The organism is Kribbella sp. NBC_00709, assembly GCF_036226565.1.
Taxonomy (GTDB): Bacteria; Actinomycetota; Actinomycetes; order Propionibacteriales; family Kribbellaceae; genus Kribbella.
In genome coordinates this window covers 1,071,772-1,091,592 of sequence record NZ_CP108996.1, presented here as the reverse complement: position 1 = coordinate 1,091,592, position 19,821 = coordinate 1,071,772, and the positions used below count along the sequence as shown (strand labels likewise).

Genomic DNA, 19,821 nt, shown 5'->3' with positions numbered 1-19,821 from the left:
GGGTGGACGCACGTGGAGAGGAACGACGATGACCACGCAGGGCATGCCCTCGATGGACCCCAGGCCGACCGGGCTGACGATCGGGACCTACGACACCTACCGGGAGGCGCAGCGAGCTGTCGACTACCTCTCGGACGAGAAGTTCCCGGTCGAGCACACGACCATCGTCGGCAACAACCTCCGTCAGGTCGAGAAGATCACCGGCCGGCTCACCTGGGGCCGTGCGCTCACCGCGGGTCTGGCCAGCGGCGCGTGGTTCGGTCTGTTCGTCGGTCTGCTGCTGGGCCTGTTCACCACGGGCAACTGGCTCGCGGCGTTGCTCACCGGCGTCGTACTCGGCGCGTTCTTCGGCCTGGTGTTCGGTGGTCTGAGCTACGCCCAGTCCGCCGGCCGGCGCGACTTCACCTCCCGCACCGCAGTGGTTGCGACGACGTACGACGTGCTCTGCGACTTCAAGTTTGCTGAAGAGGCGCGCAACCACCTGGCCAAGCTGGCGCTCAAGGGCGAGGTGCACCCGCTGCTCCCGGATCACCAGATGCAGCAGCGGACGCAGACCGACCAGTGACGTATCTCTCGCGCCGGTGAGAGCCAGACCACGGTCCGGATGCGCCTGGACCCGGCAGCATGGGGAATCCAGGACCGAGGAGGAACCGCGATGCAGTTCGGGCGCAGCTACGAGGAGTTCGAGGTCGGTGCCGTCTACAAGCACTGGCCGGGCAAGACGGTGACGGAGTACGACGACCACCTGTTCTGCCTGCTGACGATGAACCACCATCCGCTGCACCTGGACAGCAACTACGCGGAGGAGACCACCCAGTTCGGCAAGAACGTTGTGGTGGGCAACTACATCTACTCGATCCTGCTCGGCATGTCGGTCCCCGACGTGAGCGGCAAGGCGATCGCGAACCTGGAGATCGAGTCGCTGCGCCACGTCGCCCCCACGTTCCACGGCGACACCATCTACGGCGAGACCGTCGTACTGGACAAATGGGAGTCCACGTCCAAGGACGACCGCGGGATCGTCCACGTGGAGACCAAGGGCTACAAGCAGGACGGCACCGTCGTCTGCCTGTTCCGCCGCAAGGTCATGGTCCCGAAGAACAACTACCTGGAAAGCCGAGGCGGGGAACAACCAGCCCGCCCCACCCCAGCCTCCTGACCCAGCCCGCCCCACCCACCCACCCGGCGCCACACCGCCCCCGCCCCCGCGCCCCGCCCCGCCTCCGCGCCGCGCCCTCGCGCCCCGCCCGGTCCGCCTTGGATGGGTTCACCCACCCCGTTGTGGGTTCACCCCCCGTATTCCAGTGGGTGAACCCACAACGCGGTAGGTGAACCCATCCAAGGGAAGCCGACAGCCGGCAGCCGACAGCCGGCAGCCGGCGGGTGGCGGGTGGCGGGTGGCGGGTGGGTCGGATTCCGGGGTGGGCAGGGGTCAGGTGAGGAAGAGTTCGATGACCGGGACCTCGACGGTCGGGCGCTGGATCGGGAGCTTGAGGGTGAGGGTGTCGGGGGAGACACCGCCCATGCGGGTGTTCTGAGCGGTCTGCTTCGGGTCGTTGACGATGTGCTTGATCTCGGACGCGTCGTTCAGGAGCTGGGCGTACTTGACCTTTCCGCCGAGGCCGGGGAGGTGCACGTGCCCCATCGGCCACGAGAACAGGTGCAGGTAGAGCCGGTTGCCCTTCTGCGTGTAGCGAGCGTCGGTCGGCGGTGTGAACCCGGACGGCCGCGCGCCGCGGATCGAGCGCTCGTGCACCCGCATCCACTCGCCGATCGAGGCCAGCGTCGCCAGTGCCCGCGGGTCGAACTCGCCGCGCCCGGTCGGGCCGACGTTCAGCAGCAGGTTGCCGTCCTTGGAGACCGAGTCGACCAGCATCTTCACCAGCGTCTCCGGTGACTTCCAGTCCAGGTTGTCCCGGTCGTAGCCCCAGCTGCCGTTCAGCGTCTGGCACGCCTCCCACAGCACCGGTACGCCGTCGCGCTCCATCGGACCGTCCGGCTGGTACTGCTCCGGCGTCACGAAGTCGCCGGGGATGTCCAGCCGGTCGTTGATCAGGATGTCCGGCTGCAGCTCCCGGACCATCGCCATCAGCTCGACGGACCGCCACTCGTCCTTGCCCTTACCGTTGCCCGGCCCCGGCAGGCCGTCCTCACGGTTGCGGTTCGGGTACGAGAAGTCGAACCACATGATGTCGATCGGACCGTAGTTCGTCAGCAGTTCCCGCGTCTGCGCGTGCAGGTAGTCGGCGTACACCTGGACGTCCCGGCCCGCCGCCTTCGCCTGAGCCTCCTCGTCGTACCGCTGCGGATGCACGACGTCGATCGGGAACTCGGGGTGGTGCCAGTCGATCAGCGAGTGGTAGAACCCGACGCCGAGCCCTTCGGCCCGGCAGGCCTCGACGAACGGGCCGACCAGGTCCTTGCCCCAGGCGGTCTTCGCGACCGTGTAGTCGGACACCTGCGAGTCCCACAGGCAGAAACCCTCGTGGTGCTTGGTCGTGAGTACGGCGTACTTCATGCCGGCCTCACGGGCCGCCTTGGCCCACTTGGCCGGGTCGTACAGGTCGGGCTCGAAGTGGTCGAAGTACGGCTGGTAGTCCTCGTCGGTGAGCCGTTCGCGGTTCTTCACCCACTCATGCCGGGCCGGCAGCGAGTACAGGCCCCAGTGGACGAACAGGCCGAACCGCCAGTCGCGGAACTTCTCGACGGAGTGCGCGGGAGGCGCGTCGGTCATTTCACATCTCCTTAAGAGTTAGCGGCCGCCCAGACCGGTCACGAGCAGGCCGCGGACAAGGTGTTTCTGCAGGAGTACGACGAGCAGGACGGTCGGAATCATCGCCATGATCGAGGCGGCCATCATCAGGTTCCACTGCGTGCCCTGCTGGCCGACGAACTGCGCCAGGCCGAGCGGCACCGTGCCCTTGTCCTCGACGCTGTTGATGATGATCAACGGCCACAGGAAACTGCCCCAGAAGCTGATGAAGGTGAAGACGGTCAGTACGGCGATGGCCGGCCGCGCCAGTGGCAGCATGATCCGCAGGAACGACCGGAACGGACCGCAGCCGTCCACCCGGGCCGCTTCCTCGAGCTCGGCCGGGACGGTCAGGAAGAACTGTCTCAGCAGGAACGTGCCGAATGCGGTGAAGGCCCAGGGCAGGATCAGCGCCCAGTAGCTGTCCACCCAGCCGAGCGTCTGCATCAGCCAGTACATCGGCACGATCAGCACTTCCTGCGGCACCATCAGCGTGCCGAGGAACAGGACGAACAGTTGCTCCCGGCCCCTGAACTTCAACCGCGCGAAGGCGTACGCCGACATGCTCGAGGCGACGACCACCACCAGGGTGCCCGCGACCGCGACGAACAGGCTGTTCAGGAAGTACCGGTCGAACGGGGCGAACGTGAACGCGTCCGCGTAGTTCTTCCAGCGGATCTCGGAGCCGAACAGGTGCGGCGCCGGGGTGAACACCTCGTCGGCCGGCTTCAGCGACGTCGAGACGGCGTACACCAACGGAGCGAGGAAGACGATCGCCACGACGACCAGGAGGGCGTGCGAGACGCCGCTGCGGACCTTGCGGGCGGGGCTGTTGGTCTCAGACGTCATAGTTCACCCACCGCTTCTGCCCGACGAACTGGACCGCGGTGATGCCCATGATGATCACGAACAGCACCCAGCCTGCCGCCGACGCCAGTCCCATCTGGAGGAACTGCCAGCCCTGGTTGTAGACGTACATGACGATGGTCTGGGTGGCCACGCCCGGTCCGCCCTGGGTCAGGATGAACGGCTGTGCGAACACCTGGAACGAAGTGATCAGCGTCAGCGTGGTGGCGAAGAACATCGACGGGGTGATCATCGGCCAGGTGATGTAGCGGAATCGCTGCAGCGGCCCGGCGCCGTCGATCTGCGCGGACTCCAGCTGCGACTGCGGCACCTGGTCGATCGCGGCCGAGAAGACCAGGAAGTTGTACCCGAAGCCCTGCCAGATCGACATCGCCACGATCGCCGGCATCGCCCAGTTCGACGAGCCGAGGAAGTTCGGCGCGTCGATGCCGAACCAGCTCTGCAGGCCGCCGTCGATCAGCCCGCCGGGCTGGAACAGCAGCCGCCAGACCATCACGTTGGCGACCATCGGCGTCATCACCGGGATGAAGAACAGCACCCGGAACACCTGCCGGCCCTTGATCTGCGGGCCGAGCCAGACCGCGAGCCCGAGCGAGACGACCACGTTCAGCGGGACGTACAGCACGACGAACAGCACGGTGTTCAGCACCACCCGGCGGAACACCGGGTCGTGCAGCAGGTGCGAGTAGTTGCCGAAGCCGAGGAACGAGCGCTCGCCGAACACCGGCCAGTCGAACAAGCTGATGCCCAGCGCCATCGCCGTCGGGAACAGCGTGAACAGGGCCAGTCCGGCGAGGCTCGGAGCCAGGAAGACCGACGCGTACCGCCCGTCCCTCCGGAGCGCGGGCCGGCGCCCCGCCCGGGGCGCACCTGCAGGTGCGCCGGGCGGAGCGACGGTTGTGTCGGTTGCCATTACGAACCAGCGCCTGCTTGGTCCTGGATGGTCTTCAGGGCCTGGTCCGGCGGGATCTCGCCGTTCAGTGCCTGCGTTCCGAACCGGTTGAGCAGGTCGGCGACCTGGACCCAGTTCTTCGAGGTGACCAGGGGAATCGAGTTCTCCGAGGCGTAGTCGATGGTCTCCTTCGCGCCGTCGATCCCCGCGGCGGTGAACCAGGCCGGGTGCGCCACGGTGCGGGACGGGTACGCACGACCCGCCTCGGCCAGCGTGGTCAGCGGCTTCACGCTCGTCATCGACATGATCGCCTGGAAGGCCGCGTCCGGCGTCTTGCAGGACCGGGAGATGCCGAAGCCGGAGCCGGCGGTGTACGTCTTGGAGCCGTCCGGACCGGCCGGGATCGGCGCGATGCCGAGGTCGAACTTGACCTTGCCCTTGGTGTCGATCAGCGACCACGGCCCGTTCAGCTGCATCGCGGCTTTGCCGCCGGTGAACTGCTGGGTCTCGAAGTCCGGGTTGCCGCCCGGCACCTGCGGGGCGATCTTGTCGGTCTTGACGAAGTCGGCGTACTGCGAGAAGCCCTGCTCGAACTTCGAGTCGGTGAAGTTGAGCTTGCCGTCGGCCAGTGGTTCGGCACCGGTCATGGTCCGGATCCAGGACATCGTGCCGAGGTCACCAGGGGTCGTCACCAGGCCGGTCTTCCCTGCGGCGGTCAGCTTCTTCGCGGCGGCCTTGAACTCGTCCATCGTCCAACCCGGTTTCGGGTCCGGTACGCCGGCCGCCTTGAACATGTCCTTGTTGTAGAAGATCACCATCGGGCCGGAGTCGTACGGGATCGCGATCTGCTTCCCGTCCGCCTTCAAGCCGTCCATGATCGGCTTGTCGAAGTCCTCGGCCTTCATGCCGTACTTCTTCATCAGGTCGTCCAGCGGCAGCATCGCGCTGGCGTACGACGCCATCCGCAGACTCTGCATGCCGATGATGCACGGTGCCTTGCCGCCGGCCAGCGTGGTCCCGATCTTCGACCAGTAGCTGTCCCACGGGGCGCCCTGGAGCTTGACGGTGATCCCGGTGTGATCGGTGTGGGCCTGGTCAGCGACCTTCTGCCACGCGGCCTGGTCCTCGCTGCCGGCAACCCAGAACGACCAGGTCAGGTCTGCCTTGTCGGCCGATCCCGAACTACTACCGCTACTGCCGTTGTTGCCCCCGCAGGCGGCCACGGCAGTCAGGGCCAGAACCGACAGAGCGGCGGTGACCCAGCGGCGTGTCCGCGCCGGTGATGCTTTCATCGCTGACCTCCAGGGGATGTGCTAGTCATCCGATCTATAGTCGGAGGCATTCGGCGCAGTCAACACCTCAGAGCCATAATTCACGACCTAAACCGGCAATTCGGCCCTAGACATCCGATGTATCGTGCTGGAACATCGGATGTCTCAGCAGACTCAGGAGGTGAGGCGATGCGCGTCACCGACGAAGCGATCAACCGGATCAAGGAGATGATCGTGGCCGGGGAGCTGCGGCCCGGTGATCGCTTGCCGCGGGAGGCGGATCTGGCCGCCCGCCTCGGCCTGTCCCGGAACTCGTTGCGCGAGGCGGTGAAGGCGCTCGCGCTGATCCGGGTGCTCGAGGTCCGGCAGGGCGACGGCACGTTCGTGACCAGCCTCGACCCGTCGCTGCTGATGGAGACGATGGGTTTCGTCCTCGACCTGCACCAGGACGCGTCGGTGCTGGAGTTCTTCGAGGTACGGCGGATCCTCGAGCCGGCCGCGGCGGCCCGGGCGGCGCTCCGGATGCCTGACGAGGACATCGCCGCGTTGCGCAAACTCCTGGACGATCTCGGCCCGCAACCGTCGGTCGAGGACCTGCTCACCAGCGACGTGGAGTTCCACAAGGTGGTCGCGCTGGGCAGCGGCAATCGCGCGCTGGCCTCGATCATCGACAGTCTGCGGCAACCGACGTACCGGGCCCGGATCTGGCGGGGGCTGACGCAGAGCGACGCCGTCGCCCGGACGCTGGCCGAGCATCGCGCCATCCTCGACGCGATCGAGGGGCGCGAGCCGGAAGTGGCCAGGTCCTGGGCGACGGTGCACATCGCCGGGGTGGAGCGCTGGATTCAGGAAGCGGTCAATCTCGACGAGGACGAAGCTCCAGCAGAACTGCGCTCGGCATCGGGAGGGACAGTTCGACCGCTTCGTCGTGCAACTCCAGTGGAGTACTGACGAGCCGGCTCCGCTCGGCGAGGTCGGCCAACTCGGCGTCGGCCGGCCAATCCGGCAGACCTTCGGCGGCCGTTGCGATGTCGCCGACGCCGATCGCCAGGGTGGTGGCCGTTGCCTGCCAGGACGGGTCGATGCCGGGGAGCTGGACCTGGACGGTCCTGGTCAGGTCCGGAGTACCGTCCGCCTTGGTCTGATCGAGGGTCAGGTTCCACACCAGTACGGCGATCCGGTCGCGGTCACGTGATGCCCATGCCTCGATCAGGCTGCCGCCACCGTCGCCGCTGAGCGTCACCGGCAGCTCGACCGGGCCAAGCCGGCTCAGCAGTGTCATTGCGTGGTACCGCGGTTTCGCCAGTCCACCAACGGTTTGCAGCCCGAATCCGCCGTGCAGCAACCGCGGCGGCCGGCCGAGCTCCTCGAAGTGGTCCGATGCGACCCAGTACGAGAGCGCGTCGATCCGGCCGGCCGCAGACCGCATCCCGCGGAGCAGGAACACTCCGGAGAACACCGAGTCGTTGATCGGGTTGAAGTGCGTCGGCGTCACGCCCCACTCGGTCCACAGCACCCGCGCGTCGGAGAACCCGTGCCGCTCCAGCGATGCCCGGACGTCGAGCGGCGGACTGCCGTAGGTGTGCGTGGAAACGAAATCGACCGGCATGCCATACCGTTTGGCATGGTCGAGGAGGTCGTCCACCCACCCGGCCGCCGCCGAGGACGGGCCGCCAACGGCGAGACGGGAATCGACCGACTTCACGGCTGCCGCCGACACGTCGTACAGCTGCATCCATTCGGCCTTGGTGCCGGACCAGAAGACCTCGAGATTCGCCTCGTTCCACACTTCGAAGTCCCAGGTCAGCACCTCGTCGAGGCCGTACCGGTCGACCAGGTGCTGGACCAGCGCGCGGACCAGGTCGTGCCAGCGCTGGTACGACGCCGGCGGCGAGATGATCGCGCCGTACTCGAAGACGGTCTTCGCCGGATCGCTTGCCAGCTCGCGCGGCATGAAACCGAGCTCGACCACCGGCCGCAGGCCGATCGCGAGCAGCTTGTCGTAGATCGTGTCCACGACGGAGAAGTCGTACCCGGACTCGGTGATCACGTGCGTGTCGTCGTGGAAGATCGCGTGCGCCCGGACCGTGCGGACCCCGATCTCGTCGCGCATCCGGCGCAGCGCGTCCTCGAGCTCGACGCCGATCTCGTGCCCGCCGGTGGTGTCCTTGCAGAGCAGCTGGCTGAGCCGCTCGCTGCCGATCATCGGCACCCAGGGCCTGGCCAGCTCGGTGCCCTCGGCAACCACGTCCACGGTCAGCTCGACCGTCGGAACGGTGCCGTCGGCAACCAGAGGGACCGCGCCGACGGTCTGGCTCGGGCGCCCGTCCAGCACCGTCACCTCGGGAACGCTCGCCACCGCATAGCGGTACGGCGTGCCCGGGGTGACCGTCGTGTCGACGTACGGCGGCGACGGGACCGACAGCACATCACCGCTGTGATGATCGACCGGCTCCAGCGGACCGCGCTCACCGGTGCCCCGAAGGATCAGGTACCCGGAGGCGCCGTCGACCGGCGACCAGTCGACCGTCACCTGCCCGACACCACCGACCGCACTGACCTCCTTGGGTGGATCGAGGTCCGGGAAGGCGAACTCGCGCTCCTCGTCACTGCGGAGCGCGATCCGCTCGTCCCAGTCGGTCCTGGCGTCGTTCTGCATCTGCAATCTCCTACTCGAGGCCGGATTCGAACTGCTCCATCGCGATCAGCGGCCGGATCCGTTGTTCGACCGTCCGGCTCGCGAAGCTCCGCCGGATCAGGTCGTTGCCGAACACGTTGCCGATGGCACCCATCACCATGGCCTGGTCGAGGGACAGGTACCGCTTCGCGATCAGCCCGGACTTCACCGCGACCGAGTCGTAGAAACCGCCACCGCCGTACGCGTGCAGGGTCTTCTCGATCTTGCTGAGGTTGTCGATCGCCTGCCGCGGCGCGTAGGACATCGCGAGGAAGGCCGCGTGCGGGGTGACCACGCCGTCGCCGTACGCCGGGTTCGGGTTCGTACCCTCGCGGCAGCCCTCGAAGCCGCCGTCGAAGTTGGTGCCCTCGAGGTCGGACGGGTAGCCGGTCGGGTCCATGCCGAGCGGCTCGACGCCGTAGACGGAGTACCCGCCCTTCGGGTTCGACGCGGGCGAGAAGCCCCAGTAGCCGTACTTCGCGTCGTCGAGACCGTGCTCGATGTGCGCGCGGACCGTGAGCGGGTGGTTGATGCCCCAGCTCCGCGGCGCCCAGCTCGACTCCGGGACGAACAGGTCCGGCATCAGCGACTCGAACATGTCGCCGCCCCAGGACGGGACGATCCGCAGGCCGCGGTACGAGTAGGTGCCTTCGAAGACGTCGAGGCCGAGATACGTCCGGTGCACGCCCTTCGGCTTCTGCTCGACCCACGACCAGTCGCACGTGTCCGGGAAGGTGCGGTACGTCGCGAAGTACTGCGTGTGGGGGACCTGCCCGAGCGCGAAGCCCATGTACCCGGCGATCCGCGCCTCGGTGTTGCAGGTGTCGTAGTGGAACTTGCGGTAGTACACGTCCGGGCCGACGCCGGCGTGGTTGCCCTTGTCGGTCTCCTCGTCCGGTGGCGGGGTCTCGAAGAAGCCACCGCGCATCAGGCCGCCGGGACGGGCGTCGGGGTTGTAGTAGAACGTGAAGTTCATCCTGCCGAGCACGGAGTCGGCCAGGGCACGGGCGCGCGGCTCGGCGTTGCGAACGACCGTCAGCGCGCAGGCGAACCAGGCGTTGTCGACGCTCGACACGAACGGCGTGATCGGCTTGGTGCCGTCGGGATCGACCGTCCGGACCGCGCCGGTCGCTTCGTCGTACCAGTTGAAGTACATGCCGCTCGGCACGTGGTGTACGGCGTTCTTCATCGTGGTGAGGGTCTGCGTGATCCGGCGCAGCGACTCCTGCGGTGAGATGATCCCGAGGTGCTTGGCGACCACCGTGCTCCACAGGTAGCCGCCGATGTTCGTGGGGGAGGTGTAGTTGCTGCGGACCGGGTCGGTGACCGATTCACCGATGTTGTCCGCGGGCAGTCCGGTGTGCTCGTCGGTCATCGCGACCAGGCTGCGCCAGGTGTCCCGGGCCCACCGCCCGGCGAGAGCCTTGTCGGCCCGGCCGGGACTCCAGTTGCCCTTCAGGAGTTGAGCTGGTGAAGGCGTGCCGCCGAAGGCTGGTGTGGCGGTGCCGATCAAAGTTGCGGCGCCGGAGGCGGCCAGTAGCGTGCGGCGACTGATGTTGGCGGTCATCAATGTCTCCTATTTGAGTCCGGTAATTGCGATGCCCTTGGTGACGTGGCGCTGGAAGGCCAGGAACATCACCAGCACCGGGAGGACGACCACGACCGCGCCGGCCATCAGCAGGCCGTAGTTCTGCGCGTTCTGTCCGGTCGAGTACAGCGCCAGGGCTACGGGAAGGGTGTACTTGTCCTCGGTCTGCGCGATCACCAGCGGCCAGAGGAAGTTGTTCCAGGAACCGAGGAAGGTGAGGATGCCGAGCGTGGCCAGCGCGGGCCGGGTCAGCGGCAGCATGATCCGGGCGAAGATGCCCAGCTCGCTGGTGCCGTCCACCCGCCCGGCGTCCATCAGGTCGTCCGGCAGCCCGAGGAAGAACTGCCGCATCAGGAATACGCCGAACGGCGAGACCAGGAACGGCAGAATCAGACCCGGGTAGCTGTTCGCCAGGCCGGCGTTGGTGACGAGCACGAACAGCGGCACGAACGTGACCATGCCCGGGATCATCAGCGTGGCCATCACCAGGATGAACAACGCGTTGCGGCCCTTGAACCGCAGTTTGGCCAGCGCGTACCCGATCATCGAGCAGAAGATCAGGTTCCCGGCCGTCACGGCCAGCGCGACCACCGTCGAGTTGAGGAAGTAGCGCGGGAAGCTCGCCTTGCTGAACAGATCGTTGTAGTTCTGGCTGGTCGCGTCGTGCGGCCACCAGGTCGGCGGGACGCGGAGCAGTTCGCCCTGCGTCTTGAAGCTGCCCAGAACCATCCAGAGGAACGGCGCGGCCACGGCGACCAGGCCGAGCACCCCGATCAGGTAGATCCACCAGGTGCGGCGCATCACTTCTCCCTCAGCAGCCGGAACTGGATGAACGTGATCACCGCGATGACGACGAACAGGATGTACGCCATCGACGTCGCGAGACCGTAGTTGCCGAAGCCGAACTGGTTGTACGTGTACATCGAGACCGAGATCGTGCTGTTCAGCGGGCCGCCCTGGGTCATCACGAACGGCTCCTCGAAGAACTGCAGGTAGCCGATGCCGGTGGTCACGCTGGTGAACAGGATCGTCGGCCGCAGCAACGGCAGGATCAGGTGCCGGAATCGTTGCCAAGGGCCCGCACCGTCGATCTGGCCGGCCTCCTCGACCGACTGCGGGATGCCCTGCAGACCGGCCAGGAAGATGATCATCGCGGAGCCGAAGTTCCGCCAGACCGCCATCGCGATCAGCGACGGCATCGCCCAGGTCTTCGACGCCAGCCAGTTGGGGCCGTCGATGCCGACCCAGCCGAGCACGGTGTTGAGCAGGCCGGAGTCGGGCGCCAGCACGAACCGCCAGATCACCGCGATCGCGACGATCGAGGTCACCACGGGCAGGTAGTACCCGACCTTGAACAGTGCCTGGAACCGCTTGACCCCGCGATCGAGCAGGACGGCCGCCGCGAGCGCCACCACCAGTGTGAGCGGTACGCCGAGCACCACGAAGTACGCCGTGTTGAACGCCGCCTTGCGGAACGTCTCGTCCTGGAACGCCTTGACGTAGTTCCCGAACCCGACCCCGTTCACCGCGAACGGCGTCCGCAGATCCCGCTGCTTGATATCGGTAAAACTCATCCCCAACGACCCGAGCACCGGCCCAGCCGTGAAGGCGAGAAAGAGCAGCACAAACGGCAGAACAAGCACCCAAGCCGCTGCAGTCTGCCGAGCGAGCCGACCGCTGCGCCGTGGCGCCCTGGCCTGCGGAGGAACCGAGCGCCGGCTCTCCCTTCGACTTCCTCCCGACGAGGCGCTCAGTGCCTCGTCGGGAGCTGTCTTCTGATCCATCGGGATCAGCTACCGCCCGCGCCGATAGCGGTGGCCTTGGCTTGGATTGCTTTGGCTGTGTCGGCGGGGGACTGGCCGGCCTTGGCCATCTTTTCGACCTCGGTGTCGAACTGGACCGCGATCTGTTCCCAGTTGACGATCGCCGGCGGGGCCTTGGCGTCGTCGAGTTGCTTGCCGAAGACCGGCAGCAGCGGGTCGGACGCGATGCTCGGGTCCTGCCACGCGCTCTTCACCGCCGGCAGGTCCGACGACAGCTTGAACCACGACGCCTGCGTCTTCGCGTCGGACAGCCACTTGACCAGCTTCCAGGCGCTGTCCTTGTTCTTCGACGCCTTGAACACCACGAAGTCCGACCCGCCGACGAACGACGTCGCGGTCTTGTTCTTCGGCAGCTGGAACACGCCGATGTTCGGCTTGATCGCGTCCCCACCCGCCTTCGCCACCGAGCCCGCCATCCACGGACCGGAGATGAACATCGGCACCTGCCCGCTGACGAACTGCGCCTCGGTCTGGTTCGGCGGCAGGTCGGTCCCGGCGAGCTTGTCGGTGAAGAAGCTCTGGTAGTACTTCAGCCCCTCCTGCATCTCCGGGGTGTCGAACGTGAACGACTTCGGGTCGTCGCCGGTGATGTTGGCCCCGGCCGACCACGCGAACGGCATCACCGTCTGCCACGACCCGGTGCCGCCGGGCTGAAGATTGATCCCGTACTTCGCGCCGGCCTTGTCCTTCATCGCCTTCGCCATTGCCTTCAGCCCGTCCCAGTCCGTCGGGGGAGTGCTGAAGCCGGCCTTCGCGGCGAGATCCTTGCGGTAGAACACCAGCCGCGTCTCGACGTACCAGGGAACGCCGTACTGCGTGCCGCCGACCTTCGTCGTGTCCAGTGCGCCCGGGTAGAAGCCGGAGTTGTCGAAGCCCTGTGGCGTCGGGTCGAGCGCGCCGAGGTCGGCGAACTCACCCATCCAGGTGGTGCCGACCATCGCGGCGTCGGGCAGCGTGTTCGCGGTGATCGCGGTGGTGAACTTGTTGTGCGCCGCGTCCCACGGGATCGGCGTGACGGTCACGTTCACGCCCGGGTTGGCTTGTTTGAACTGCTCCACCAGCTTGGGCAGGTTCTCGCCCTCGGTGCCCATCGCCCAGACGGTCAGGTTCCCGGTCGCGGGGCCTTCGCTGACGGTCGTCGTGGCCTGTGAACCCGTGCTCGGGGAGTCGCTCGACCGGCCACAACCGGCGAGTGCCAGCGCCGTGGCCGTGAGTGCAACGCTGCCGATCACCAGCCGGCGGCGGATGCTGTGGGTGAACATCTGTTGTCTCCTCACTCGGATACTGCGTGCATCCCCCGGTTGGTGCCGCAGCTGTCCCGCAGCACCACTTCTGTTGCCAGTACGTCGTTCCGTGCGCGCGACCGTTCGCCGGTCACCCGCTCGTGCAGTCGTTGCGCCGCCAGCCGGCCGAGCTCGGCGATCGGCTGTCGCACGGTCGTCAGTCCCGGTGTCACGTACCGGGCCGCCATCACGTCGTCCCATCCGGTGACGGCGATGTCGCCGGGGATCGAGACCCCGGCCTTCTGCAGGACCTTCATCGCGGCCACCGCGGTCTCGTCGTTGCCGCAGACCAGTCCGTCCGGCAATTTCTTTGCCTGCAGCAACTGTTCGGCGAACTGCGCGCCGGAGTCCTCGTTGAGTTCGACCCTGGCCGGCTCCGGTGCACCGAGACCGCGGTTGGTATGGGCGTTGCAGAACCCGGCGTAGCGCGCCGGCGCGTCGTACGGCGTCGCCGGATCGCCAACGAACAGTAGGTGTTTGCGACCGCTGTCCAGCAGCCGGCCGGTCAATTGCTCCGCGCTCAGCAGGTTCTCACTGCGCACCGAGTCGCATCCGGGGATCGGTGGATGCGCGATCAGCACGATGGGTACGCCGGCCTTGCGCAGGTCCTGGATCGTCGGATCGGCGACCGCGTCGGCGTGGACCACCATCCCGTCGACCCGGCCGGCCAGATCGCGGATGCTGCGCGGATTCCCCTGCCCGACCGTGATGATGACGCTCTGACCGTGCTCGCCGGCCCAGCGTTCGTACCCCATCAGCAGGTCGCCGTAGAACGGGCCGGCCAGGTCCGGCAGGACCAGCCCGTGCGCCTCGTGCCGTTGGACGGCAAGGCTGCGGGCGGCGCGCAACGGTACGTAATTGAGCTCCTGTGCCGCCTGGTCCACCCGCGCCCGCGCCTTCGCCGACACCGGCCCGGTCCCTTGCAGGACACGCGAAACCGTCGCGATCGACAGCTTCGCGCGGGCGGCGACGTCGTAGATCGTCGCCGGCCGGCCAGTGGGTCCGGGTGCCACGGTGCTCGCTCCTGAGGGAAAGTGGAAGCGCTTACAGTTTGGATACCCTGCCTTGGATCCTTCAAACGGTCAAGGGCTCACGTGCCATCGGCCGCTGGTCTGCGAGGATGCAGGCGTGACCACACAGGAGCGAGAGGACCGGGTCTTCCTGGTCCGGCACGGCGAGACCGAGTGGAGCAGGTCGGGCCGGCACACGTCCGTCACCGACCTCCCGCTCACACCCGAGGGAGAGCGCGTCGCGGCAGGCCTGAAGGAGCGCCTCGCGGGCGAGTCGTTCGACCTGGTGCTGACCTCACCGCGGCAGCGCGCCCGGCGTACGGCGGAGCTGGCCGGCTTCCGCGACGCCGAGGTCGACGACGACCTGGTCGAGTGGAACTACGGCGACTACGAAGGCATCACCACCGCGGAGATCCGCAAGACCGTCCCCGGCTGGACGGTTTGGGACGATCCGGTACCCCACGGCGAAACCCCCGCCCAGGTCACCACCCGCCTCGACCGCGTCGTCGCCCGCATCGCCGCCGTACCCGGAGACGTCCTGGTCTTCGGTCACTCCCACGCCCTCCGGGCCCTCACCGCCCGCTGGCTGGAACTCGACGCCACCGAAGGCCGCCACTTCGTCCTCAACACCGCCACCCTCTCAACCCTCGGCTGGGAACGAGGCTCCCCCGCCATCCTCCACTGGAACAGCTGACAGCTTCAGCGCACCGGGCAGGACGGGCCGCACGCCTTGGCTCTGAGCCCGGGGTGCGTACGGCGTAACACTCGAAGCACCTGAACAGCCGCCTCACACGGACGACCGGTGACGTCGGACCAGCCGTACCGCAGTGTCGCTTCGGCTCGCAGCGTCGCACGGTTGTCCCGTTCGAGGTCACGCCACCGCCGGTGCGGAACGAGATGAAAGCGGCCATCGAGCTCGATCACCAGCTCGAATCCGGCGTAGAAGACATCGGTGAACTCGCCGTCGATCGCACGCTGCCGGACTCCGGTCGGCAACCCGTGCCGGCGTTCCACGTCGCGCAGATAACGCAGCTCGAGCAGTGAGTGCGACCCCGCCGCGACGTCGCTGAGGATCGGCCCGAGCACTTGCCGATGTCGTAGGCGCGGACGGCCGGCCAGCGCGCTCGCGATGTCCGCGGGGCTGACCCGGCCGCTCTGGCACGCCTCGGCGATCATCGCCGCGGCTTGGTCCGCCGAGTGGCTGATGCCGACGATGTCGAGCACGGCGTGCGCCGGAGTTCGCCGTGGTGGGATGACCGCAGCAAGCCGATCGGCCCAGCGCTCGTCGCGGTGAATGACGACGTCGGGCCGTGGCCGGACCTTCCGGTACTTCGGGATCGTCAAGTAGACGGGCCGGTTGCCGCTCGGCCTGAGCAGGCTGAGCTGTTCCGCGGCGGTGTAGTGACTCCAGGCGGCGTCGGGGCCGGCGTAGAGGAGCGCGGCCAGCTGCTGCTCGGCGTACCCGATGGGTCCGGTGTGCGTCGCGTAGACGCCCGGGTGAACAATCTGCCAGCGCCGACTGCGCAGTCCGCGCCGGATCCGGGTCTCGGACCAGCCGGCGGCCTGCAGTTGCACGCGAGACACGATCCGGTTCTGGTGATGGATCAGGACCTGGATCCCCTCATTCGCGAGCTGCCGCACCCACCACCACTCCATCCACCAAGCCTGACGGATTTCCCCCGACTCCGTCCGACCCCTGTGGACAGCCGGCCCATCGCCGCCTTTGTGGTAATTAGTTTGCGCAGAGCGGCTATTTGTTACCACGAAGCGTTGGTGATGAGTGCGGTGAGTGCGTCGGCGCGGGCTTGGGCGTGGGTGGGGCGGAGGCGGCGGCCGCGGGTGAGGGTCGCTTGGCCGTGGAGTGCGCTCCAGAAGACCTCGGTGAGGGTTTCCGCATTCTCGGCGTCGGCGAACGGCTCGACGGCCGCGCGGATGGCGGCGAACGCCGCCTTCAGGACCGACGGGCTCTCGGCCGTGCCGAAGACCAGGTCGGTGCGGCGGGTGAACATCGCCTCGTACGCCGCCGGATGGGTCTCGGCGTACCCGAGATAGGCGCGAGCCAGTCCGTGCAGGCCGTCCGCCGCCTGCAGCACGGCGGCCAGTTCCTCGATGCCTTCCAGGGCGATGGCGTCGGCGATGGCGTCCATGTTCTTGAAGTGGCCGTAGAGGACGGGCTGGCTGTAGTCGACGGCGTCGGCCAGGCGGCGGGTGGTAACGGCGTCCCAGCCTTCGGACTCGGCGAGGTCGCGGGCGGTCCGGAGGATCAGGGTACGGCGCTCCTCGCGGGCCCGTTCCCGGCGTGACTCGGTCGGCATGAGCCAGATCCTAGCACCGCTAGACAATCTAGCAATGGCAATGTTAGCGTCGCTAGGAAAGTTAGCGCTGCTAGATCAAGGAGACCCTGATGCGTCGCTTCACCACCGTCCTGACCGTCCTGCTCGGCATCTTCCCGCTCACCTTCGGCAGCTGGTTCCTGTTCTCCGGGCACGGCGCCGCCGCCGGGTTCGGGATCGACCCGTGGCCTACCGGCATCGCCTCCGGGTACTTCGCGGTGAAGGGGATCCGCGACATCGTCATCGGCCTCAACCTGCTCGCCCTGTTCGCGCTCCGTCAGCGGCGCGCGACCGGCGTACTGATGGCGATCACGGCGCTGATCCCGGTCGTGGACATGATCACCGTCCTGAGTCACGAGGGCCCGGCCGCCACCGCGTTCGGCGTCCACGGTCTGACCGCGGTCGTCATGCTCATCGACGCCGCGCTCCTGCTCCGCGAGCGCGCCGGCCGTACCGCCGAAGCACCTCAGCCGGTCGGAGCCCACTCGTAGAGCTCGATCGTGCAGTACTCCCGGAACCCGAGCCGCTCGTACACCGACCGCCCGGCCGGCGAAGATCCCAGTACGGCGTACTCCGCGCCCGCCTCGAGTGCACCGCGGAGTGCGCCGTACGTGATCGCCGCCCCGATCCCGCGCCGCCGTACCTCGGGCACCGTCATCACGAAGTACAGCCCGGCCACTCCCGCCCCGAGGAACACCGTCGCCGTGCCCACCGGCGTACCGTCCAGCCAGCCGATGTAGTGCTGCCAAGGATCGCCGTACCCGAGCTTGCGGTAGACCGACGCGACCCAGCGCGCCTCCCGCTCGCCTTCCCCGAACCCGCGCCCGAGGGTCGCCTCCCACACCGTCAACGCGTCGTCGTCACCCACCCGTGTCAACGACAACCCGGGCACGTCGGCCGGGACCAATTCCTCGATCCGCACAGCCATCCCCGGCTCCGAACCGCCCGACACAAAGCCTGCCGCCTGGATCGCTGCCCGGGAGATCGGCATCGACGGACCGGCATGCCAACTCCCCGGCACCCCGTGTTTCTTCAACAAGGCAAGGGATTCCGCCACTGCGGCCACGTCGTAGGCAGCCACGACCGCATTGTGGTAATCGATGGGCGACCCACCGATCGTCCATCGCGCCTCGGCGTCGTCCCGCTGCTCGCCGCCACCCGCGGCCCCCATCGCCATCAGCAATTCGGCAAGGTTGTCCTCGATCGCCCGCACCAGCTCAGCGTCGGTCATCCGCCAAGTGTTGCCCATCACCGAAGGCAGCGCGATTGCTTTCCACCCACGCCCGAAAGCTCCCCGCCGGCCGCCCCAGCACCCGCTCGACGTCATCCGTCAACGTCTGCTCCCCACCGTCCCGGATCAACGCGGCGCCTCGCAGCGCAACCGAAATCACCGCCTCGTCGAGCCCCGCCACCCGCAACTGCTCCGCATGAACCTCGAGCGGTACGTCGCCCACGCGCAACGCCTGCCCGAGTACGTCGGCCATGATCGCCACCTGATCCGGCACGCTCAGCAATTCCGGCCCGGTCAACGTGTACGTCTGCCCGTCGTGGTCGCCCGACACCAACGCCGACGCCGCGACCGCCGCGACATCACGGGGATCGACGAACGCGTGCTCGCCGTCCCCGGTCTGGTTGGGAATCGGCTGATCGCCTCGGATCGCGGGCAGCCACCGCAGCACGTTCGACGCAAACCCGGCCGGTCGCAGGATCGTCCATGCCAGCCCGCTCTCCCGTACCGCACGCTCGCCGTCCGCGTGCCAGTTCCCCGGCATCCCCTCGTCCGTACTCCCGATCGCCGACAACTTCACGATCCGGCCCACGCCGCCGTCCACCGCGGCCGCCACCATCGCCCGGTCATGCTCCGGCACCCGAGGCCCCGGCGCGCTGAGCAGGAACACCGCGTCCACCCCATCGATTGCCTTCCGCAACGATCCGGGATCGTCGAAATCCGCTTGGACGAAACCAGGCAGCTCCCGGCGCGTCATCCCGCGAACGGGGATGCCGCGGGCGACCAGTTGACGGACGAGCTCACTGCCGATGGTGCCGGTCGCACCCGTAACCAGGATCATGCCGTCACCCTGCCCAGCCCGGACCGCCGCAGGATAGGAACTTTCGGTACTACGGTCCGCCCGGCCGACTGACTACGCTCGAAGCGTGCTCGACCCGTGGATTGAGACCGTCACGCTGAAGCCGGCGACCACGCCGATCACCGTACTGGCGCCCGACCCGGCGACGACGGTGGTCTGGCGGATGACGCGGGCGGGGGAGAGCGACGTACTGATCGCGGGGCCGCGGACGCAGGCGGCGTACCACGAGACGAAGGATCTGCCGGTGTGCGTACGGCTCCGGATCCGGCCGGGACGCGTGACGGCGCTGCTCGGCACGCCCGCGGACGAACTGGTCGACCGGACCGTCCCGCTGGAGGACCTCGTCGGTCGGCGGGCGCAGCACCTCGCCGAGCACCTCGTCGCTGATCGTCACCGGCCGGCCAAGGCGGTCGAGGCGCTCCGCGGCTTCCTGGTAGGTCAGCTGCCGCCTCGGTTGCCCGGCCGACTGGATCTCGTGACCAACGCCGTCGCCGGGCTGGCACCACCGGCTGAGGGAATGCCGGCGCCGCGGCGGGTGAGCGACACGGCCGCCGGGCTCGGCGTGAGCGAGCGCTATCTGCGGCGCGTGTTCCGTGAGGACGTCGGCGTGTCACCCAAGCATTTCGCCCGGATGGCGCGCGTGCGCAGCCTGATCGATCAGGCCGGCCGGCCCTGGGCCGAGACCGCGGCGTACGCCGGATACACCGACCAGTCCCACCTGATCGCGGACTTCCGCTCGCTGATGCGCGTCACCCCGAAAGCGTTTGCCGCCGGCAAGGTCCCGCTCAGCACCTGCTGATCAACCCGGCATGGCGTTCCACTGCTCCAACGTGGAAACGAGCAGCGTCGTCGTGGACAGCGCCAGGAACTCCGACCGCGTCACGAACCGCGCGTCTGACGCGTCGTCACCCGCGGTGAGCGTCCCGCCGACCGCCGTCGCCTGGTAGTCGCGAATCACATAGAGCTGACCGCGCAGGCCGGGCCGCTCGACCTCGCCGACCAGGTCTCCGACCGCCACAGTCAGCCCGGTCTCCTCCGCGACCTCGCGCGCGACCGCGGTGGGATCGTCCTCACCCGGCTCGACCCGGCCGCCCGGAATGGACCAGAGACCCCGGCCGGGCTCGTTGGCCCGTCTCACCACGAGCAGCCGGCGCTCCTCGTCGTACACGAGGGCTCCTACACAGTCGACGCGCTCCATGCACCGGAAGGTTAGCCCTTCTGTGTATAAGTGCCAGGGC

The 19,821-nt window shown here is 67.9% G+C and carries 21 protein-coding genes; 6 read left to right on the top strand and 15 right to left on the bottom strand.

Going from position 1 to position 19,821, the window contains the following annotated elements:
- Positions 1–28: 28 nt before the first annotated feature.
- Entirely contained in the window at positions 29–565 is a 537-nt protein-coding gene (locus OHA18_RS05195) for a general stress protein (RefSeq protein ID WP_329002514.1), read from the top strand.
- A gap of 39 nt (positions 566–604) precedes the next feature.
- Positions 605–1,159: a MaoC family dehydratase gene (locus OHA18_RS05190; RefSeq protein ID WP_329002513.1), complete on the top strand. Its 555-nt coding sequence runs from the start codon at positions 605–607 to the stop codon at positions 1,157–1,159.
- A 273-nt stretch (positions 1,160–1,432) separates the two neighbouring features.
- Here OHA18_RS05190 and OHA18_RS05185 read toward each other — a convergent pair whose 3' ends face one another.
- From OHA18_RS05185 to OHA18_RS05170, 4 genes are read right to left on the bottom strand one after another with little or no spacing between them, the layout of a single operon-like run.
- Entirely contained in the window at positions 1,433–2,734 is a 1,302-nt protein-coding gene (locus tag OHA18_RS05185; protein WP_329002511.1) for an alpha-L-fucosidase, read from the bottom strand.
- Between the two features lie 18 nt (positions 2,735–2,752).
- Complete coding sequence (locus OHA18_RS05180; protein WP_329002510.1) at positions 2,753–3,601, bottom strand: carbohydrate ABC transporter permease; 849 nt, start codon at positions 3,599–3,601, stop codon at positions 2,753–2,755.
- Positions 3,591–4,532 carry a carbohydrate ABC transporter permease gene (locus OHA18_RS05175; RefSeq protein WP_329002509.1) on the bottom strand — a complete coding sequence of 314 codons (942 nt, stop codon included), beginning with the start codon at positions 4,530–4,532 and terminating at the stop codon, positions 3,591–3,593. Before OHA18_RS05175 ends, OHA18_RS05180 begins: the two co-directional genes overlap by 11 nt.
- A complete protein-coding gene (locus OHA18_RS05170; RefSeq protein ID WP_329002508.1) occupies positions 4,532–5,803 on the bottom strand; it encodes an ABC transporter substrate-binding protein in 1,272 nt (423 codons plus the stop codon). Before OHA18_RS05170 ends, OHA18_RS05175 begins: the two co-directional genes overlap by 1 nt.
- Before the next feature lie 168 nt (positions 5,804–5,971).
- On the opposite strand from OHA18_RS05170, the gene OHA18_RS05165 reads away from it, so the two are divergent.
- Positions 5,972–6,733, top strand: coding sequence for a FadR/GntR family transcriptional regulator (locus tag OHA18_RS05165; RefSeq protein ID WP_329002507.1), 762 nt, complete (start codon positions 5,972–5,974; stop codon positions 6,731–6,733).
- Here the strand turns inward: OHA18_RS05165 and OHA18_RS05160 are convergent.
- The 6 genes from OHA18_RS05160 to OHA18_RS05135 all read right to left on the bottom strand — a co-directional run bounded on the left by OHA18_RS05160 (position 6,639) and on the right by OHA18_RS05135 (position 14,166).
- Positions 6,639–8,441, bottom strand: a complete 1,803-nt coding sequence (locus OHA18_RS05160) for a GH39 family glycosyl hydrolase (RefSeq protein WP_329002506.1) — start codon at positions 8,439–8,441, stop codon at positions 6,639–6,641. The two genes, OHA18_RS05165 and OHA18_RS05160, sit on opposite strands and share 95 nt — an antisense overlap.
- Before the next feature lie 10 nt (positions 8,442–8,451).
- On the bottom strand, positions 8,452–10,026 hold the full coding sequence (locus OHA18_RS05155; RefSeq protein WP_329002505.1) for a glucoamylase family protein: 1,575 nt from the start codon (positions 10,024–10,026) through the stop codon (positions 8,452–8,454).
- A 9-nt stretch (positions 10,027–10,035) separates the two neighbouring features.
- Positions 10,036–10,848: a carbohydrate ABC transporter permease gene (locus OHA18_RS05150; protein WP_329002504.1), complete on the bottom strand. Its 813-nt coding sequence runs from the start codon at positions 10,846–10,848 to the stop codon at positions 10,036–10,038.
- Positions 10,848–11,621: a carbohydrate ABC transporter permease gene (locus OHA18_RS05145; protein WP_329002503.1), complete on the bottom strand. Its 774-nt coding sequence runs from the start codon at positions 11,619–11,621 to the stop codon at positions 10,848–10,850. Before OHA18_RS05145 ends, OHA18_RS05150 begins: the two co-directional genes overlap by 1 nt.
- Before the next feature lie 215 nt (positions 11,622–11,836).
- Positions 11,837–13,132 carry a sugar ABC transporter substrate-binding protein gene (locus OHA18_RS05140; protein WP_329002502.1) on the bottom strand — a complete coding sequence of 432 codons (1,296 nt, stop codon included), beginning with the start codon at positions 13,130–13,132 and terminating at the stop codon, positions 11,837–11,839.
- 11 nt (positions 13,133–13,143) lie between these two features.
- Positions 13,144–14,166 carry a LacI family DNA-binding transcriptional regulator gene (locus OHA18_RS05135; RefSeq protein ID WP_329002500.1) on the bottom strand — a complete coding sequence of 341 codons (1,023 nt, stop codon included), beginning with the start codon at positions 14,164–14,166 and terminating at the stop codon, positions 13,144–13,146.
- A gap of 115 nt (positions 14,167–14,281) precedes the next feature.
- On the opposite strand from OHA18_RS05135, the gene OHA18_RS05130 reads away from it, so the two are divergent.
- Positions 14,282–14,857 carry a histidine phosphatase family protein gene (locus tag OHA18_RS05130; protein WP_329002498.1) on the top strand — a complete coding sequence of 192 codons (576 nt, stop codon included), beginning with the start codon at positions 14,282–14,284 and terminating at the stop codon, positions 14,855–14,857.
- 5 nt (positions 14,858–14,862) lie between these two features.
- Here the strand turns inward: OHA18_RS05130 and OHA18_RS05125 are convergent, their stop codons facing one another.
- Both OHA18_RS05125 and OHA18_RS05120 read right to left on the bottom strand, forming a co-directional pair.
- Positions 14,863–15,819 carry a hypothetical protein gene (locus tag OHA18_RS05125; protein ID WP_329002497.1) on the bottom strand — a complete coding sequence of 319 codons (957 nt, stop codon included), beginning with the start codon at positions 15,817–15,819 and terminating at the stop codon, positions 14,863–14,865.
- Positions 15,820–15,920: 101 nt separating this feature from the next.
- A complete protein-coding gene (locus tag OHA18_RS05120; RefSeq protein ID WP_329002496.1) occupies positions 15,921–16,478 on the bottom strand; it encodes a TetR/AcrR family transcriptional regulator in 558 nt (185 codons plus the stop codon).
- Between the two features lie 89 nt (positions 16,479–16,567).
- On the opposite strand from OHA18_RS05120, the gene OHA18_RS05115 reads away from it, so the two are divergent.
- The gene (locus OHA18_RS05115) at positions 16,568–16,987 is read left to right on the top strand and encodes a DUF4267 domain-containing protein (protein ID WP_329002495.1); all 420 of its coding nucleotides are present in this window, start codon (positions 16,568–16,570) and stop codon (positions 16,985–16,987) included.
- Here OHA18_RS05115 and OHA18_RS05110 read toward each other — a convergent pair.
- Entirely contained in the window at positions 16,963–17,727 is a 765-nt protein-coding gene (locus tag OHA18_RS05110; protein ID WP_329002493.1) for a GNAT family N-acetyltransferase, read from the bottom strand. The two genes, OHA18_RS05115 and OHA18_RS05110, sit on opposite strands and share 25 nt — an antisense overlap.
- Positions 17,714–18,565, bottom strand: a complete 852-nt coding sequence (locus OHA18_RS05105; protein WP_329002492.1) for an NAD(P)H-binding protein — start codon at positions 18,563–18,565, stop codon at positions 17,714–17,716. Before OHA18_RS05105 ends, OHA18_RS05110 begins: the two co-directional genes overlap by 14 nt.
- Positions 18,566–18,650: 85 nt before the next feature.
- Between OHA18_RS05105 and OHA18_RS05100 the strand changes: the two genes are divergently transcribed.
- A complete protein-coding gene (locus OHA18_RS05100; RefSeq protein WP_329002491.1) occupies positions 18,651–19,382 on the top strand; it encodes a helix-turn-helix domain-containing protein in 732 nt (243 codons plus the stop codon).
- Here OHA18_RS05100 and OHA18_RS05095 read toward each other — a convergent pair whose 3' ends face one another.
- Complete coding sequence (locus OHA18_RS05095; protein ID WP_329002489.1) at positions 19,383–19,781, bottom strand: NUDIX hydrolase; 399 nt, start codon at positions 19,779–19,781, stop codon at positions 19,383–19,385.
- Positions 19,782–19,821: the final 40 nt, after the last annotated feature.

Coding starts and splice junctions, on each gene's coding strand:
- OHA18_RS05195 (WP_329002514.1), top strand. CDS start 29: ATGACCACGCAGGGCATGCCCTCGATGGACCCCAGGCCGACCGGGCTG.
- OHA18_RS05190 (WP_329002513.1), top strand. CDS start 605: ATGCGCCTGGACCCGGCAGCATGGGGAATCCAGGACCGAGGAGGAACC.
- OHA18_RS05185 (WP_329002511.1), bottom strand. CDS start 2,734: ATGACCGACGCGCCTCCCGCGCACTCCGTCGAGAAGTTCCGCGACTGG.
- OHA18_RS05180 (WP_329002510.1), bottom strand. CDS start 3,601: ATGACGTCTGAGACCAACAGCCCCGCCCGCAAGGTCCGCAGCGGCGTC.
- OHA18_RS05175 (WP_329002509.1), bottom strand. CDS start 4,532: ATGGCAACCGACACAACCGTCGCTCCGCCCGGCGCACCTGCAGGTGCG.
- OHA18_RS05170 (WP_329002508.1), bottom strand. CDS start 5,803: ATGAAAGCATCACCGGCGCGGACACGCCGCTGGGTCACCGCCGCTCTG.
- OHA18_RS05165 (WP_329002507.1), top strand. CDS start 5,972: ATGCGCGTCACCGACGAAGCGATCAACCGGATCAAGGAGATGATCGTG.
- OHA18_RS05160 (WP_329002506.1), bottom strand. CDS start 8,441: ATGCAGAACGACGCCAGGACCGACTGGGACGAGCGGATCGCGCTCCGC.
- OHA18_RS05155 (WP_329002505.1), bottom strand. CDS start 10,026: ATGACCGCCAACATCAGTCGCCGCACGCTACTGGCCGCCTCCGGCGCC.
- OHA18_RS05150 (WP_329002504.1), bottom strand. CDS start 10,848: ATGCGCCGCACCTGGTGGATCTACCTGATCGGGGTGCTCGGCCTGGTC.
- OHA18_RS05145 (WP_329002503.1), bottom strand. CDS start 11,621: ATGAGTTTTACCGATATCAAGCAGCGGGATCTGCGGACGCCGTTCGCG.
- OHA18_RS05140 (WP_329002502.1), bottom strand. CDS start 13,132: ATGTTCACCCACAGCATCCGCCGCCGGCTGGTGATCGGCAGCGTTGCA.
- OHA18_RS05125 (WP_329002497.1), bottom strand. CDS start 15,819: ATGGAGTGGTGGTGGGTGCGGCAGCTCGCGAATGAGGGGATCCAGGTC.
- OHA18_RS05120 (WP_329002496.1), bottom strand. CDS start 16,478: ATGCCGACCGAGTCACGCCGGGAACGGGCCCGCGAGGAGCGCCGTACC.
- OHA18_RS05115 (WP_329002495.1), top strand. CDS start 16,568: ATGCGTCGCTTCACCACCGTCCTGACCGTCCTGCTCGGCATCTTCCCG.
- OHA18_RS05110 (WP_329002493.1), bottom strand. CDS start 17,727: ATGACCGACGCTGAGCTGGTGCGGGCGATCGAGGACAACCTTGCCGAA.
- OHA18_RS05105 (WP_329002492.1), bottom strand. CDS start 18,565: ATGATCCTGGTTACGGGTGCGACCGGCACCATCGGCAGTGAGCTCGTC.
- OHA18_RS05095 (WP_329002489.1), bottom strand. CDS start 19,781: ATGGAGCGCGTCGACTGTGTAGGAGCCCTCGTGTACGACGAGGAGCGC.